The organism is Prochlorococcus sp. MIT 1223 (genome assembly GCF_034092465.1).
In the GTDB taxonomy this organism is placed as follows: domain Bacteria; phylum Cyanobacteriota; class Cyanobacteriia; order PCC-6307; family Cyanobiaceae; genus AG-402-N21.
The window spans coordinates 645690-661199 of the sequence record NZ_CP139303.1; the positions used below are offsets into that span (position 1 = coordinate 645690).

The 15510-nt window shown below is 30.3% G+C and carries 13 protein-coding genes; 3 read left to right on the top strand and 10 right to left on the bottom strand.

Translation table 11 applies throughout. The features are described from left to right. Positions 1–12: 12 nt before the first annotated feature. The 3 genes from SOI85_RS03530 to SOI85_RS03540 all read right to left on the bottom strand — a co-directional run bounded on the left by SOI85_RS03530 (position 13) and on the right by SOI85_RS03540 (position 3163). On the bottom strand, positions 13–906 hold the full coding sequence (locus SOI85_RS03530; protein WP_320664851.1) for an aldo/keto reductase: 894 nt from the start codon (positions 904–906) through the stop codon (positions 13–15). A gap of 154 nt (positions 907–1060) precedes the next feature. Next, on the bottom strand, positions 1061–2371 hold the full coding sequence (locus SOI85_RS03535; protein ID WP_320664852.1) for an aminotransferase class III-fold pyridoxal phosphate-dependent enzyme: 1311 nt from the start codon (positions 2369–2371) through the stop codon (positions 1061–1063). Positions 2372–2551: 180 nt separating this feature from the next. Next, entirely contained in the window at positions 2552–3163 is a 612-nt protein-coding gene (locus tag SOI85_RS03540; protein ID WP_320664853.1) for a 4'-phosphopantetheinyl transferase superfamily protein, read from the bottom strand. Between the two features lie 221 nt (positions 3164–3384). On the opposite strand from SOI85_RS03540, the gene SOI85_RS03545 reads away from it, so the two are divergent. Continuing rightward, positions 3385–4713 (top strand): DUF4910 domain-containing protein, encoded by a 1329-nt coding sequence (locus tag SOI85_RS03545; protein WP_320664854.1) that lies wholly within the window; start codon positions 3385–3387, stop codon positions 4711–4713. Positions 4714–4741: 28 nt separating this feature from the next. Here the strand turns inward: SOI85_RS03545 and SOI85_RS03550 are convergent, their stop codons facing one another. The 4 genes from SOI85_RS03550 to SOI85_RS03565 form a co-directional block, all read right to left on the bottom strand. Continuing rightward, entirely contained in the window at positions 4742–5500 is a 759-nt protein-coding gene (locus SOI85_RS03550; protein WP_320664855.1) for a glycosyltransferase family protein, read from the bottom strand. Positions 5501–5733: 233 nt separating this feature from the next. Then, positions 5734–6456 carry a WbqC family protein gene (locus SOI85_RS03555; RefSeq protein ID WP_320664856.1) on the bottom strand — a complete coding sequence of 241 codons (723 nt, stop codon included), beginning with the start codon at positions 6454–6456 and terminating at the stop codon, positions 5734–5736. A 22-nt stretch (positions 6457–6478) separates the two neighbouring features. Further along, positions 6479–7552, bottom strand: a complete 1074-nt coding sequence (gene pseI, locus SOI85_RS03560; protein WP_320664857.1) for a pseudaminic acid synthase — start codon at positions 7550–7552, stop codon at positions 6479–6481. A gap of 10 nt (positions 7553–7562) precedes the next feature. After that, positions 7563–8603, bottom strand: a complete 1041-nt coding sequence (locus SOI85_RS03565) for a hypothetical protein (RefSeq protein WP_320664858.1) — start codon at positions 8601–8603, stop codon at positions 7563–7565. 696 nt (positions 8604–9299) lie between these two features. On the opposite strand from SOI85_RS03565, the gene SOI85_RS03570 reads away from it, so the two are divergent. Then, positions 9300–10232, top strand: a complete 933-nt coding sequence (locus SOI85_RS03570; RefSeq protein ID WP_320664859.1) for a hypothetical protein — start codon at positions 9300–9302, stop codon at positions 10230–10232. Between the two features lie 497 nt (positions 10233–10729). Here SOI85_RS03570 and SOI85_RS03575 read toward each other — a convergent pair whose 3' ends face one another. The 3 genes from SOI85_RS03575 to kdsB all read right to left on the bottom strand — a co-directional run bounded on the left by SOI85_RS03575 (position 10730) and on the right by kdsB (position 14232). Next, complete coding sequence (locus SOI85_RS03575) at positions 10730–12244, bottom strand: hypothetical protein (RefSeq protein ID WP_320664860.1); 1515 nt, start codon at positions 12242–12244, stop codon at positions 10730–10732. Between the two features lie 614 nt (positions 12245–12858). Then, positions 12859–13488 carry an HAD-IA family hydrolase gene (locus tag SOI85_RS03580; RefSeq protein ID WP_320664861.1) on the bottom strand — a complete coding sequence of 210 codons (630 nt, stop codon included), beginning with the start codon at positions 13486–13488 and terminating at the stop codon, positions 12859–12861. Then, positions 13489–14232, bottom strand: a complete 744-nt coding sequence (gene kdsB / locus SOI85_RS03585) for a 3-deoxy-manno-octulosonate cytidylyltransferase (protein WP_320664862.1) — start codon at positions 14230–14232, stop codon at positions 13489–13491. Between the two features lie 330 nt (positions 14233–14562). On the opposite strand from kdsB, the gene SOI85_RS03590 reads away from it, so the two are divergent. Then, positions 14563–15396 carry an SDR family oxidoreductase gene (locus tag SOI85_RS03590; RefSeq protein WP_320664863.1) on the top strand — a complete coding sequence of 278 codons (834 nt, stop codon included), beginning with the start codon at positions 14563–14565 and terminating at the stop codon, positions 15394–15396. The last annotated feature ends 114 nt before the right edge of the window (positions 15397–15510 follow it).

Sequence of the window (15510 nt, forward strand, 5' to 3'; positions counted from 1 at the left end):
TTATAATTCGTATTACCATCTTCTTGGATCAATAAAACTTGGATCATTATTATCTTTAACCATACTTAGAACAAATTGTTTATTATTTAGTTCAATATATTTTATTAAGTTAACAAGTTCTTTAAGATGAGATAATTTGTTAATACCAACAATATAACCATCTAATTCCTTAATAGACATAATGTATCTTAAGCAAGTCTCGACTTTACCCATATTTAAATCCTCAGAAATTTTAACAAATCGGGCATATTGAGTTATATACTTTCTAAGTAAACATACTTCTGAGATTAAAAAGCCTTGTAAATATATTGATCTAGCAATTACATTAGTATGATTGCCAATAAATGAACTTTTCTTAACTCTTTGGGCAGTATCATCAAATATATTACAAGGGGCTTGGATGCAATCTATTCTGGACTTTAAATTATTACTAATATTTATTATTTCCTCTATATTGTAAATAGAAATACCGGTTCTTATCCTATAACTCTCTTTTATATATTTAAATGCTTCTATTGTGATATCTTCTAAATTTCTTTTCAATAGATCTGGAGTGTGGCATAAAATAGTATTTAGACTATCTCCAAAGAGATTAAAGCTTTGATCTATTTGATATATTATTAAATCCAAATTATGCGAATCAGTAACTACAAACTTACTAGTTATCTCCATATTTCCATCGTACATGCCTCCAATTGCACGTGAAAGGATATCTTCGGAATCACCATATCCGCATGATGTATCAAATTGATAACCTCCATTAATTATAAAATATTTAACTATCTGAGTTGCTTTTTCTTGATCGACATAATCCTGATCATTACATATCCCATATTTATTTCCAAAAGAGGCTGTTCCAAGAGAAAACCTTTCTAAATATTTACTTTCAATTATTTCTTGAACCATGAATTAGAGTAGGATATATTAAATAGTAATCTAGCATGAGAACAATGTGAAATAACTCATTAAATTGTTCAAAATAATTGGTAAATAATGTTTACTTCTAAATTAATTTTACAACTTAATGATCATATAAGATTGCAGGCATATTTATATGAAATTAATTTAGTCTTTGAAAACTACTTCCACAGAGTTCGTTCTCTGGTACTAAAGGTTCTTTTATTTCACCAACCTCTCTAGCATAAATAGCCTTAAATATTTCATCAATCTTTTCGAAATACTCATTAAAATCTAGGGACATATGAGCTGTACTGACGAAAAAAAGATTACTTGCTAGATAACCAATTTTAAGAAATTCACGCGTCATATAAGTTTTATATTCTATTGCATTCTTTGAAATAAAGTTGAATGTTGCTATAGGAGGTAATACTCCAACTTCTATTTTCACCTTATTTCTTTTTGCTAAAGATTCCCATCTTCTTTGAACAGAAGTTCCCAACTCAGTTATTCTTTCCCAAGACTTTATCCTTTCCATTTCCCTAAGTGTTTCCAACGCAGCAACATAACCAATTCGCTCAGTCCAGAAGGTACTGCTAATAAAGCTATCTTTAGCTGACTTCATAATGTCTTTCCTACCTAATACTGCTGAAATAGCATAACCATTGCCTAGCGCCTTACCAAATACAGCTATATCTGGAAATACATTGTATTTGAGATGTATTCCTCCATATGTTTCTCTAAATCCAGAGGTGCATTCATCAAATATTAAAACTATACCTTGCTCATCACATAATTTTCTAACTGAAGACAGGAATTCAAAAGAAGGCAAGATATTTCTAGTAACCTCCATCTTTATTGTCCCTATTTCACCTTTATTCTCTTCAAGAACTTTATTCAAACTAGAAAGATTGTTCCATTCAAATGGAATAGATGTTCCTTTTAGAGAATCTGGAATACCTTCTGTTTTAATATCTTTAAATAAATGATTTGCCAATGCACTTTCTTTTTTCCCTGCTGCCATATACCAATCATGCCAACCATGATATCCGCAGAATGCTACCTTCTCTCTTTTACTAAATGCCCTAGCTATTCTAATTGATATAGCGTTCGCTTCACCTCCACCACGAGCAAATCTAGCCATTCCAGCCCAGGGGTGGATTTCTATCAATTTCTCGGCTAATTGTACTTCTTCAGGACAATTTAAACTACACATATTGCCATTCTTGACAGCTCTAATGACGGCTTCATCAATATTCTCATTGCCATATCCCAATGTGTTTGTACCTATCCCCATGATACTCATATCTACATACTTTCTATTTTCTAAATCCCATATAAAATAACCTTTTGCTTTATCATAGTAAGTTGGCCACAAATTTGGCGCAAATAGATCTGGTCTCTTTGAAATAAGACTATTTCCTCCTGGTATTAATTCCTTGCTTTTTATCCAAAGAGTTTGTCCAGAATTCATAATCAACTTCTTTGCTCTTAAGTTTAAAAAATAATTACCTATTCAATTATAGCCATCATAAGAAGGTAAGTCATTATTTCAAATTAAATTATCAGACTATAGTTATAGATATATTTATCTATTCTATGCCCTTTAGTTTATGTAGAGATCAAACTAAATAAGAATCAAATTATTTAGTAATTAATTACATATTCTAATAATATTACTTGTTTCTATCTTGCTAGCAACAGATAAATACCAATCATTATATCCTAAAGTAGTACTATGTAATTGAATTTGATTCTTTTTATGATACGTAAGTTGACGCCCCAAATCACATTCCCATTGAGTAATATCTCTTGTTATACTTCCCCTTTGCCACTTAATTGCTGCTTCTTTTGTAACAAAATATTTTAAGACTTTTCTTCTAACTGAATCATAGTCTAAAAACATCAACGACTTAATTTCCTTCTTAGTAAAGTAACGATCAGAAAGCTCCTTTGCTTTCATAAGCCTATCCTTTCTCTCTATATCAACTCCTAACTTGAACTTTGACCAACCAATAAAAAGAGCATCGACACAATGACTAAAGCTGATATGCCCCCATCCATCTTCTAGATAGGGGGCTTTGCCAGGCATCGCAGATAACGGGATACTTAAAGGATCAATATTAAAAATGCAAGACAATGAATAACGAACATAACCTCGAGAAAATAGAAATTGAGAAGCCTTAGGAGCAGGAAGACCTAAAGATAATTCCTTTTCAGCTGAAGTAGTCTTTTGACAAAAAGAGTTAATAGGGTATATCCACAAAGCCAGATCAGGCTTTGAAGTGAAAAGATTTTGGTTTTTTCTAGTAATGGCCTTGGTTTCTAAAAATTACTTAATTTAAACGAACTGTCTAGGAGCTAGATTTCTTGTAAGATATATACTAAATATAATCATGCTTTTATTTGATGCAAGCCATTTATTATAATGAATGGAAATTCTAAATATATAATGACTATAAAATAACCTTTTCTAAAATACATTAAATGAACAAATTACAAGTAAGCAACGATGAAGATTTTCCCTCTGGAGAAAGGATGGTAAAACTTGCGAAAAGTTTATATCCGAAAAATAGATCAATAATGGGTCCAGATATAAGAAGCAGTTTCAATTATTTTCTTCAAGAACATATTGAGTTTAAGCCAATTAAGTTCAATACAGGAGATAAGGTTTTTGATTGGGAAGTTCCAGAAGAATGGATAGTTAGAGATGCTTATATAGAGCATGAATCAGGAAAGAGGTTTGCTGAATTCAAGAAGAATAATTTACATTTAGTCGGTTATTCAGTTGCTGTAGAAGATTTCATCAAAAAAGAAGAGTTATTGTCCAAATTGCACAGTATTCCAGATCTACCAACAGCAATACCTTATGTAACCTCTTACTATGAGAAAAATTGGGGCTTTTGTTTAAGTCATGATCAATTATCTAATCTGCCAGAAGGAAATTTTAAAGTTCTAATTGATTCAGAGCATAAATCTGGAGAGTTATGGGTTATAGAGGCTGTAGTGCCTGGGGAATCGAGTCAAGAAATATTCTTTTCTTCCTATCTCTGTCATCCCTCAATGGCAAACAATGAACTGAGTGGTCCTGTTCTTCTGAACGAGCTTATCAACTATGTCAAAGGCCTAAAAAATAGATACTACAGCTATAGATTTGTTTTGCTTCCTGAAACAATTGGATCAATCGCTTATCTTTCAAAAAGATTAACTGATCTAAAAGAGAATATGTTATGTGGATATAATTTAACTTGCGTAGGTGACGAAAGGGCTTATTCTCATGTGCAATCTAGATTAGGGAATAATCTTGCAGATCAAGCCTTAAGAGCATCCTTGAAGAATCTAGATAATGTAAAAGAATATACTTATCTTGATAGAGGATCTGATGAAAGACAATATTGCGCACCTGGAATAGACCTACCTTTATGCACGTTTTGTAGAAGCAAATTTGGCAAATACCCTGAGTATCATACCAATAAAGATGATTTTAATGTTGTAACAGAAAAGGGCCTAATCGGTTCATTCAAGGTAATGAAGAGCATAATAAATTCCTTTGAATTAGGAATCTACCCTAAAGTAAAAGTCCTAGGTGAACCTCAGCTTGGCAAAAGAAATCTATACCCTAATATATCAAATATGCACAAAGATCTACATCCAGTAATAGCAATGAAGAATGTATTTACTTATTGTGATTCTTCACATAATATTTTCGAGATATCAGAAAAAGTAAATATGAATTTAAATAATGTATTGGAAAACTTAAAAGTCTTGAATCACCATAAACTTGTTGAATTTAATCATAAAAAAGAGGTTTTTTAATTTTTCTTTAATAGATATTAAAGGTTACTTAGATTTTAAAATCATTAGCCTTTGATATTTTTAAGCCTTCATTTCGAATGATATTTGCATTTATTTCTAGAAGTTCTGGATTTTCATTTAAATATCTTTTTATATCTTTAAAACTATAATATTTAGAGTTAAATTCTCTATCAAAGTGTTTAGTGATAATTGAGACTAAATCATAGTCTCTTGGCTCATCAACAACTATTCTAATGTTACTATCGTCAGTTGAATTTAACAGAGGAACAATCTTAAATTTATCCTTATTATTATGAATATATTGAGTTATATGTTCTCTCTCGGAATTATAAATAGAATTTTTGAGACATAAACTTAGAGCTTTAAAAGAGATAGCCTCTGCATCTAAACCTTCAGCAAATGATTCATGTACCCAACTATATTCTGCTTTACTGGTATAGTATTTTTCGATTAAATTGTCTACTATACCTACATCAATTAAAGGACAGTCTCCTGTCAGCCTAATTAATGTTAATGGATTATATTTCTTGGAAGCTGCATACACTCGTGCTAAAACATCATTTTCAGAGCCCCGGTAAGTATCAATTCCTAATGAATTAGTATATAGGCTTAATTGGTCATCACTAACTGATGAAGTTGTCGCCACTATTAATTTATTGATTAATCGAGAGGATTTCAATCTATTTATCATATATCCAATCATAGGGATACCTGATAATGGAAGCATTGCTTTACCAGGCAGGCGAGTCGAATCAGTTCTAACCTGAATAACTGCTAAGTTTTTCAAAATTTCTTGGTAAGATTATGTAATATTAACTTTATTATTTTAAACACATTTGCAACATAAAGGTGAATTAATATTATACCATCTAACAAATTGATATTTGCATTTGCGAAAAACAGATCATTGATTTATCAGGAAGATTAAAAGAACTATTAATTAAGATTATATGAACAAGCTAATACTTTATATTTAAGAGAATTTGATAATAAAATAAAATAGTATTTTTTCTATAGAACTTAATACTTATCTAATCCTTTATTGATATAATTGATCCCTTCTTCACCTGTATTGAATAACAAATCAAGGGCTGAAGAATGATCTAAAAAGGCTCCAAATAATTGTTTCCAGGAAGGGTGAGTATATTTAAAATAGACTAATTCTATTTGGTCACTTTTATTTCCAAAGTACTTGCTATCCTGTAAATAAGCTTCTGCCCCATAAGGAGATACATAGGTATTACAATTCAATTCATTACAAAGGTTAAACAGTAACTCATCTTTTTTTCCTATTATTTTAACTTGGCTACTTCTTAATATAGGAGTATTAATATTCCAAATATTGTTCATATATTTAATAAGATTAATATTTAAATCGACGAGTCTAATATCATTTATCTTTATAAGTTCAAATATTTCTTCAGAGTAATTATCAAAATACCTTGATTTAGAATAATTAGAAGTAATGGTTTTGATAGTTTTTTCTGCAAACTTTGCGTGAGAGTCTATCCTTACATCCTTAAGAAGCTGTGAATATTTTCCTTTTGTTAAAACTGGTACTGTTATCCATTCTAGCCCTTTGGGAGTCTTTATTTTATTTCTCTGCTGCCAACTCCTTTTATCAAATTGAACGTTATCTAGAAATACAAATAAATCAACGTATTTTATTAAACCAAAATAACCTATCCAAGGTATAAATGTTGGTTGCATGATTGCAATTTTTTTATAGTCCTTAGAATTCATATATATAAGAACAAGTAAGAAATTAATTGATTAAGTCATCCTTTTTAAGAGGTTGATTTTCTTTTATATCTATTCTGATTCTCCTATTAATAACGTCCTCAAAATCCATTGTTGAAATACCTTTTTCTGAGGAAGGAGCTCTAATACTTTGTACATTAGACCAATTCAGAGTTTCATTAGCCTTAATATATGATTTAGACCATAGTTGTCTTGTAAAAATTGAATCATTCTCAAGATCTCTATCGCCACCATAAACTATTTTTCCATTACTTGCTTCCCATATTTCTTTAGATAAGGTACATAGTTGTTCTAACTCATGAGGTTCTAGAGAGAACTTTGAATCTGGAGAATCATCTTCTCTGGAAATAGTTATATGTTTTTCTATAACAGAAGCTCCCATCGATATACTTGCTAAGGATGCATATATATCCAAACTATGGTCTGAGATACCAACTGGCAGACCAAACTGTTTTTTAATGTCGCTAATTGTATTAAGACTCATCTCAGATAATCTCGCTGGATAGGCACTAATACAATGCAAAATACAAATATTATTAGAGCCTTGTTTTCTCATAAATTCAATTGTTCGAATAAAATCAGCCTTTGTTGAAGTCCCCGTAGAGATTATTATTGGCTTACGTTCTTGTATTATTCTTTGAATTAGAGGCCAGTCATGAGCTTCGTTAGACGCAACCTTATAAGCAAAGGCATTTAAGCCAGAAAGTAAGTCAACTGCTTGGAAGTCGAATGGTGAACTGAAAATATCAATATTTAAATCATTTGCATAATCGAAAAGTGGCTTATGCCATTCCCAAGGAGTATACGTTTTTTTATATAATTCATATAAATTTTGCCCTTCCCAAGCTCCACTTTTAAGTCTAAACCTTGGGTCATCATTTGGTAAGGTTATAGTACTTGGATTAAAAGTCTGAAGTTTAACTGCATCTGCTCCAGAATATTTTGCTATTTCTATAAGCCTCTTTGCTCTATCAAAGCTTCCTAAGTGGTTTCCCGAAATTTCAGCAATAATATATGGTCTGTTTCCTTCTCCAATGACTTGTTTAGATAATTTGAAACTGGAATGATCTTGAGACATTTGTTTACTCTTATTTACTTAGTGCTTCAGAGATTCTCTGAGCTCCCAATAAATCAATTACATTCTCACAATTACTTGATAATTGTCTAAATTTTTCTTCTGAAGTGAAAAACTGCAACAATGAAGGGACATTAACTGTATTAAAAAAAAGGTCTCCTAAGTAAGAGTACTTTAAAACTGAATTAAAGGTAAGTAGTGGTTCATAATTAGGTGAAACACCATAAGTAAAGTAAATAAATGGAATATTAAAACTAAGGCATTCATAACGTGTCATTCCAATAGTTGTAATAACTAGATCTGCCCAAAGATACTGATCATTAAGTGATGTAAGACCTGAAATAAACTCTACATTAAAAGATGTGTATAAAGATTGGATATCAGATATCATTCTATGATCGTAAAAAGGTCCAATTACAACTTTGATTTTGTTATAATTAAGGTTACTTGAATATTTAAATAATAATTTCAAAATCTTTTCAGTAAGAAGGTGAGGATCTGAGCCCCCACAGGTAACAAGAATATTTTCTGGTAATGCGTTAATGATTTTCTTCTCTTTAAGACTATTAATAGAGGTATTGACTGGGGCGTAAGAAGAACCAGCATATATATTTTTAAAATTAAACATAGTTAAATCTAAAACTTCAGAACCTATATATGGAATGAAGTAATTCTCACATTTTGGAAAACACATGAATTTACTTAACCGGTCATCTCCTAAACCATCAATTATAGAGTAAGAGATATTTGAATTAACAAGATAATTACAGTAACTAATTATTTTATAAGGATGATCTATTGATCCTTTATGAGAGAGATCAATTACTACGTGGTCAAACTTTATACTACTTTTAATAATCTCATTTTCATAAGAAGACTCAGTACTTGCTTCAATAATAGATTCATTAAATTCCGTAGAAACAGCTTTAGCCGAATTACATGATATATATGAGTCAATACCTCTTTTATTAAAACAACTCTGAATAGCCTCGACCCTCTTTAAATGCCCTATACCAATCTTAGGGCCTACCTCAACTTTTAATAAGAAAGTCATTTAATAAATCTTATAGAGAGGTTAGGTAAGGAATATAATGTAGATTATAATACTAAATTATAAACTTTCGTATCCTGATATTCATTTAGATAATCCATTTCTATCTTTCTTTTCTTTTCAATTTCTAGGTAGTACATCTACTGTCAATACCTCTTCTGGTTACATCTCAGATAGTAGCTTAAGCTTTATTATACTTTTCTTATCTAACTTTTTAAAAATTTATTGTATTTGCCCCAATACCAATTTCTAAGAAAAGCATAAAACAATGAATTTACAGGAGAATTCTCAAACTTGATGACAGGTAGGGCAGAGTTCATAAAAGGTCATATCCCCAAAGCCTTGTAGCAAGGCCTTCAGCTCTTCATTAAATGAGTCTAGGATGAAAAAACCGTGACTTAGAGTTAATTCGTGTTTAATGAACTTTCTAATGCAGTTACAGTAATAAGATTTAGTTTTTTTTAATCGTAAAATCGCTTCAGATTTATTTGAGATAAATTCCTTGCCAGAGCTCTCTCGTTACGTACGATGCTACGTAAGCTTTAGTAATGCGTAAGACTTCTCATTTAATTAAATTTTGGTTGAATTTCAATGTGTTGATTGCAAGAACAGAGTTCGGCAAAATTGGTATAAAGTAGAAAAAAGACATTTTACTAATTAATATAAGAGAATTAATCTGCTGCAATTAAAGTAGAAAAAATGGAAATCACCAAAGAGAATAAAAAGGAATTACATAAAAATGGCTGGACCATGGTTAAGATGCCATTTAGTAATAGTGAAATTAATAAATATAAATTAGGGGTTCAGAGTCTAAAGAAGAAAGCCTACAAAAATAATTTTGCTTTAACAAGATGCTACTACCCTCATATTTCAAATGCTAATCAAGCAGCAATAGAATCTCCTTTTAATAAACTTATTATAAATGATGTAGTGAAAGAATTTTTTCTTAGGCTAGAACTTGGTAAAGCAATTAAAGAACTTTTAAATTGGGATGATACATACCTTCAATTAGCACGACTATTTACAATGGAGAAATATAAGTATCGTGGAGATTGGCACTTTGATTTTGATGACTGGGACGGAGATATCCCTAACATAGATATAATTCAAGTAGGATTATACTTGCAAGATCAAGAAGGATTTAGAATAGTAAAGCCAAACCTAGATTTATCAAGTAGTAATATTGATTCCTTAAATAAATACTATCCAACACCGCCACTCCCACTGCGTCTACCTGACAAATTTTATTCTGAGATTAGAGGCAAGGCAGGCTCAGTACTATTTTTTGCTCCTGGCCTGTTGCATCAAGGTAATTCTACATGTGAAAGGATGGATTTCCATTTTCGTTTCTCAAATAAAGAAGTCACAACTTCTAAGATGAATTATAGAAATAAAGGTAATTACTTTTTAGATTTCAAGATACCAAATATTTACCAAGAAGATTTTAATATTTCCAATGATCGATATCATGCAAGAACGAGAAGTATTTCAAGAGTAGAGAGAATGAAGAATTCAATTAATTATTATACTGCTGTTTTTAATATACTAAAAAGCTTTAAATATAAAAAGAGTTTAAGAATTGAAGAGCCATGGAAATTAGATTTATTTGCTAATACTATATATCAAGATTAATTATCTTAATGTGTAGACTATTTGGTATGCTTATTGTTATTCATCATAAAACATTTCATTCTAGAGGTATTTTATCATTTATTTTATATCTGTCTTACATAAGTATAATTGAATCTGAGATTTTTAAAGACTTAAAGTATTATTAGGAATTATCTCTATATACCTTTTGGGATAAAATTTATCAGATTTCAGAAGAGAGCCCAATACGATTCTACTTTTACTAAAGTATTACTTTCTAATTGAATTCTAACTGTAAATAAACTCTAAGAATGAAGTACCTATCACAGAGAATTTAATCTAGAGATAGCATTTATTATATTTAGATTTTATCTTTAAGGAATTTGCAGTTGAATTTGGAGATCTAAGCTAATAAATAAATTTGATTAGAATTATTACATATGTAGAATTATTATCCTGTATTTTAAACCATTGAGAGGATATATTTGAAAATATATTGGGTAAACTACGAATAAATGCTGATAAAAGAGAATGTACCTTTATTTCATAAGTGATTTAACTGTAATTTCACTCAATGGCTGTCTTATACGATTGATTTCTAATAGTAGTTTATTATACATTTCATTAATACTTATTTCATTTAACCGATCATATTTATATGTGTTCATGATGCTTCCTAAATCCTTATAAGAAGAGACACTTTTTATTAATCTAGATCTTATTTGCCATAATGGGTCTGAAAGATCATTACTAATTCCACAAAGTAAGCGTATTGGTATACATCCCTCTTGTAAAGCTTCGAATATGGCTGTACTTCCACAGTATATTGCCCATCGTGATTTACTACAGTCTCTAGAGATATGACTATTGCTTAACTTAAAATTACTTAAATGCATAAATCTTTTATTTAGAAATTTATCCCTCATTAAAGGATGAAATCTTATGATTACATCCGAATTAGGGTACATTTTCGCAAAATTATAAGCAAATTCAAAGAAGTATATCGCTTCTTCTTCTTCCCCAGAAGGAAGGAATAGAAATGTATTAGTAGTATTTAGAGCTGCTGATTTAGAATTGTCAGTCTTAACTTTTGGAGATCCAATTGTCTTGATGATTATATTATCATCAAATTTAATCTCTAAATCATCAGAGATTTTAGTTCCAGTAGTTAAGATATAGTCTGGGTCCCATTCAGCCTTTAGATGTCTCATTAATGAATGTTGATGTTTAAAAATTAATGTATGCTGAAAGCCATAACATCTAATTTCTCTTCGAGCCTCTTTTGCGCTGCAATAGTAAAAACGTTCCCAAGAATGACCTTCATAAGTCGTTAATAACATGTTACAGTTTGTTTTATAGACTAATTCTGATATCTGAATACCAGAAATAATATTCGTGTAATTACAGTAAGAGAGAAATGTCTCAGCTGTATACAAATAAAGATTACTTATATATCCTGATGTTTCTTGTGAAAGGGATAGTAATCTACTCCTCTCCTTAAGTAAGCTTATAATGCTTTTAAATTTATCCTTTAAATTAACAAGTTGATCCATCAATATATAACTCTTATATTCTCTTTGTATTGATAAGTATTTTTTTATATCTGATAATGAATAATATCCATGAGGAATAAAAATATGTAAAACTGATTTCTTACTAGAGCAAATAAGATTGATTAAATTTCCATAATAATGGTCAATATCATCCTTTAACTGTATTTTATTATTCAAGTGGCTAACTATCAGAATATCAAATTGATCCTTAAAAAGATTAGTTTTATGTTTAAATAAATATTGCTTATATATCTTTATGCTTGAGAGTACGTCTTTAATGCAATTAAATAAACAAACATAAAACCTGAAGCGAAGTAATACTCTTTTTCTTAATGAGACTAATTTAAGATCTTTCAAGACTTTTAGTGTTCTATCAAGGGGCCTACTCGGATGTAGGAAATAGTGACTTAATGTATATTTATTAGATTCTGAGCTCTTTAAAACAGAGTCGGTAAATTTTGTATATTCATACCACTCAGATGGAAGCGAAATCTTTTTCATTTAATTAATCTAGCACTTTTTAATAGTTATATGTCGAGATTATTATATGTTATTTGGATCCTTTTAATATTTGAAAGTCTCAGCCATTGCTTAATAAGATAGTATTATTAAGCAATGGCTGAGAATTAGCTCGAATTAAGGTTCTAATAATTATCTAATTTTGAGTAGTAAAGTATTTTACTACTGTTGAATAATTCTCTGAATACCCTGCTTTAGATGAATATTATTTAAGAGTTATATAGATAGACCTTCTAGGAATTGATGGAATCAAGAAATATATAAGTGGAATTAAGCTCAATTAAAATAATATATCCAAATCATTTTCTTGTTTTTATTGATAGGTATCTTACATTCGTTGCATCATCTACATAAGCCAAAATATAAAATTCACTACTGCTTTATAGCTTTTGTTTAATAAATGGTGATATTAAGAGTTATCTTTTTGGAAAGCATTTAACAGATATTAATCCATTTTCAGATATATGATTACAAAGAATATAGTCTTTCTTGTTGAATCTATTTTAGTTCTAGTTATATTAAATTACTTAGATACTTAAGATGAGAAGTTAATCAGAGTCAATTAAGAATCTAAGAACTTGACTCTATAGCTCTGATTAGAAATAAGTTATATATTCAATAACCTCAGTCAAGGAATTTATGACTCCACCATATATATTTTCACTTCCTATCTGGTATCCATTTAAATAATGCAAATAGTAGCAATTAGCCTTCATAGCACATTGCATATCTGAAAACATATCTCCTACAAAAACAATCTTGTTAATTTCTAATGACAATTCTTTTGCTGCGTATTGAATGGGTTCTGGGTATGGCTTGCCTCGAGGTGTAAGCTCAGGCGTAACTACAGCTTTTACATCCAACTGGAAAAATTCAATTAATTCCAAAGTTCTGCACTTATCTTTAGAAGTAACGATTCCAGTAGGTATCGATTTATCTTTTAACCAGCGCAATAGCTTCCTTACATAGGGGTTTAATGTAATTAAATCTTTGTTTTCACTTGCTATACGTGAATAATGATTTTCAATTGATTGATGTAAGTTTGAATCTATTTCTAGCTTCCTAAGTATTGATCGAAATGGAATTCCTATATGCTGTTTATATTTCTCAAATCCTGGATATACAGCATAATTTTCCTGAATTGAAAACCATGCTTTTTCCATTACGGGTAATGAATCGATTAGAACTCCGTCAAAGTCAAATAGGACTCCAGTAATCTTTTTCATTTAAGTATTGACATTATTTTTAGTTTTTAAATAAGAAATAACCTCAACCAGATCATTAGGAGTGTCGACTGAGATTGTTTTATTTTCAATTAGACAAGCGAAAATATCTAGGCCATTTTCCAACCATCTAAGAAGCTCGACTCTTTCGGCTTCTTCTAGTTCACCTTTAGGAATAAGTGAAAATTTCTTTAAGGTCTTATAAGGCATTCCATAAACCCCAACTTGTTTGTAATAAGATGGTTTTCCCTTCCCCTTAATGCTATTTAAAAGAGGCTTTCTTGAAAAATATTGTATCTTTGATGAGTTTTTTATTAGAGCACATTTAACATTATTTGGATCAAATGCTTCTTCTGAGTTTATGGCTGCAACACCGGTAATAATAGTATCTCTCTCTGCAAGAGAAGGAAGCATTGATATCATTTTATTTAATGATGCTACATCTACTAGAGGTTCATCTCCCTGTAAGTTAATAATATAGTCAGTTTCAAGATTATCAGCTGCAATAGCGATTCTATCTGTACCTGTCTCACACTCTGGAGTTAGAATGGCATTTACGCCATATAGTTCACATACAGTTTTTATTTCATTTGAGTCCGTACAAACATATACTTCAACTCCAGTCTCTATAGCATTTTTTGCACAGTACACCACCATGGGTATCCCATCAATAGGTGCCAAAGGCTTTCCTGGGAAACGGCTGCTCATCATTCTCGCTGGAATGAAAATAGATGTTTTTTCTTTCATGAGCTATAGATCTTGTTGACAGTCCAATAAATCAATTCTAGTGTTTCTTTGCTTCTCGCACACTTATAGGAACATTAATAAAAGATCAAAAAATAAAACTAATTATTTGTTTTTTTAAGACATCTTACGCAAAATTAGAAATGATTTTCTCAAATAATATTAAGAATAATATATTATAATATATCATAACTAAAGGGTCAAACAATGTCGCACCAAGTATGGGGCTATAGACAAACTGGGATTATCACAAAAGATCTTTCTGAATCAATTAAATTTCACAAAGATATCCTTGGTCTAGAGTTAATTCAAAAAATTATTGAGATTAATTAGATGAATACTAATAATTTCAACCTTAAAGGGAAAACAGCTTTAATAACAGGTTCCTCTGGATTGCTTGGAGTCCAACACGCATCTGCATTACTAGATTGTGGAGCAAATGTAGTTCTAACAGATGTAGACTTAGTAAATTTAAATAAGGCAAAGGATTTACTCTTAAAGCAATTTCCTTCATCCTCTTTGTATTCTTATATTATGGATGTGACATGCGAGGAATCTATCCAAAATGTTAATATAAATCTACTAAGTGATAATTTACCAATCAATATACTGATAAATAATGCTGCAATAAACCCTAAAATAGATAAAGAATCTAACCTTAAATCCTCATCAAGATTAGAAGACTTCTCGATTGACGAATGGAATAGGGAAATAGCTGTAGGATTAACAGGTGCATTTCTTTGCAGTAAAAAATTTGGAACTGAAATGGCAAAACGTAAAAATGGTGGTTGTATTCTAAATATTGCATCTGATCTTTCTGTTATTTCACCTGACCAAAGGATATACATGCAAGAGGGAGTTAAAGATGACTATCAGCCTGTTAAACCCATAACTTATTCTGTTATCAAATCAGGTCTAATTGGGATGACAAAGTATCTAGCAACATATTGGCTTGGATCTAATATTAGATGCAATTCGCTTTCTCCTGGAGGTATATACACAAGTCAACCTGACGATTTTGTTGTAAAACTATCAACACTTATTCCTTTAGGAAGAATGGCAAAAAAAGAAGAATATAAGTCTGCCATCCAATTCCTATGTTCTGAGGCATCTTCGTATATGAATGGTCACAACCTTATAATGGATGGAGGTAGGTCGATTTGGTAAGACAAATCTAAATTTATAGGTTGATTAAAATAATGATAATAGTAGTGAATTTCTTCGAAGCAAAGAAAGTTCAATTTGTTACGATTGAATTGATCCAGCAGTCAATCCTTTACA

What these genes read in the sequence shown, in the direction of transcription:
- SOI85_RS03530 (WP_320664851.1), bottom strand. Translation starts at nt 906, where the DNA reads ATGGTTCAAGAAATAATTGAAAGTAAATATTTAGAAAGGTTTTCTCTT.
- SOI85_RS03535 (WP_320664852.1), bottom strand. Translation starts at nt 2,371, where the DNA reads ATGAATTCTGGACAAACTCTTTGGATAAAAAGCAAGGAATTAATACCA.
- SOI85_RS03545 (WP_320664854.1), top strand. Translation starts at nt 3,385, where the DNA reads ATGAACAAATTACAAGTAAGCAACGATGAAGATTTTCCCTCTGGAGAA.
- SOI85_RS03555 (WP_320664856.1), bottom strand. Translation starts at nt 6,456, where the DNA reads ATGAATTCTAAGGACTATAAAAAAATTGCAATCATGCAACCAACATTT.
- pseI (WP_320664857.1), bottom strand. Translation starts at nt 7,552, where the DNA reads ATGTCTCAAGATCATTCCAGTTTCAAATTATCTAAACAAGTCATTGGA.
- SOI85_RS03565 (WP_320664858.1), bottom strand. Translation starts at nt 8,603, where the DNA reads ATGACTTTCTTATTAAAAGTTGAGGTAGGCCCTAAGATTGGTATAGGG.
- SOI85_RS03570 (WP_320664859.1), top strand. Translation starts at nt 9,300, where the DNA reads ATGGAAATCACCAAAGAGAATAAAAAGGAATTACATAAAAATGGCTGG.
- SOI85_RS03575 (WP_320664860.1), bottom strand. Translation starts at nt 12,244, where the DNA reads ATGAAAAAGATTTCGCTTCCATCTGAGTGGTATGAATATACAAAATTT.
- SOI85_RS03580 (WP_320664861.1), bottom strand. Translation starts at nt 13,488, where the DNA reads ATGAAAAAGATTACTGGAGTCCTATTTGACTTTGACGGAGTTCTAATC.
- kdsB (WP_320664862.1), bottom strand. Translation starts at nt 14,232, where the DNA reads ATGAAAGAAAAAACATCTATTTTCATTCCAGCGAGAATGATGAGCAGC.
- SOI85_RS03590 (WP_320664863.1), top strand. Translation starts at nt 14,563, where the DNA reads ATGAATACTAATAATTTCAACCTTAAAGGGAAAACAGCTTTAATAACA.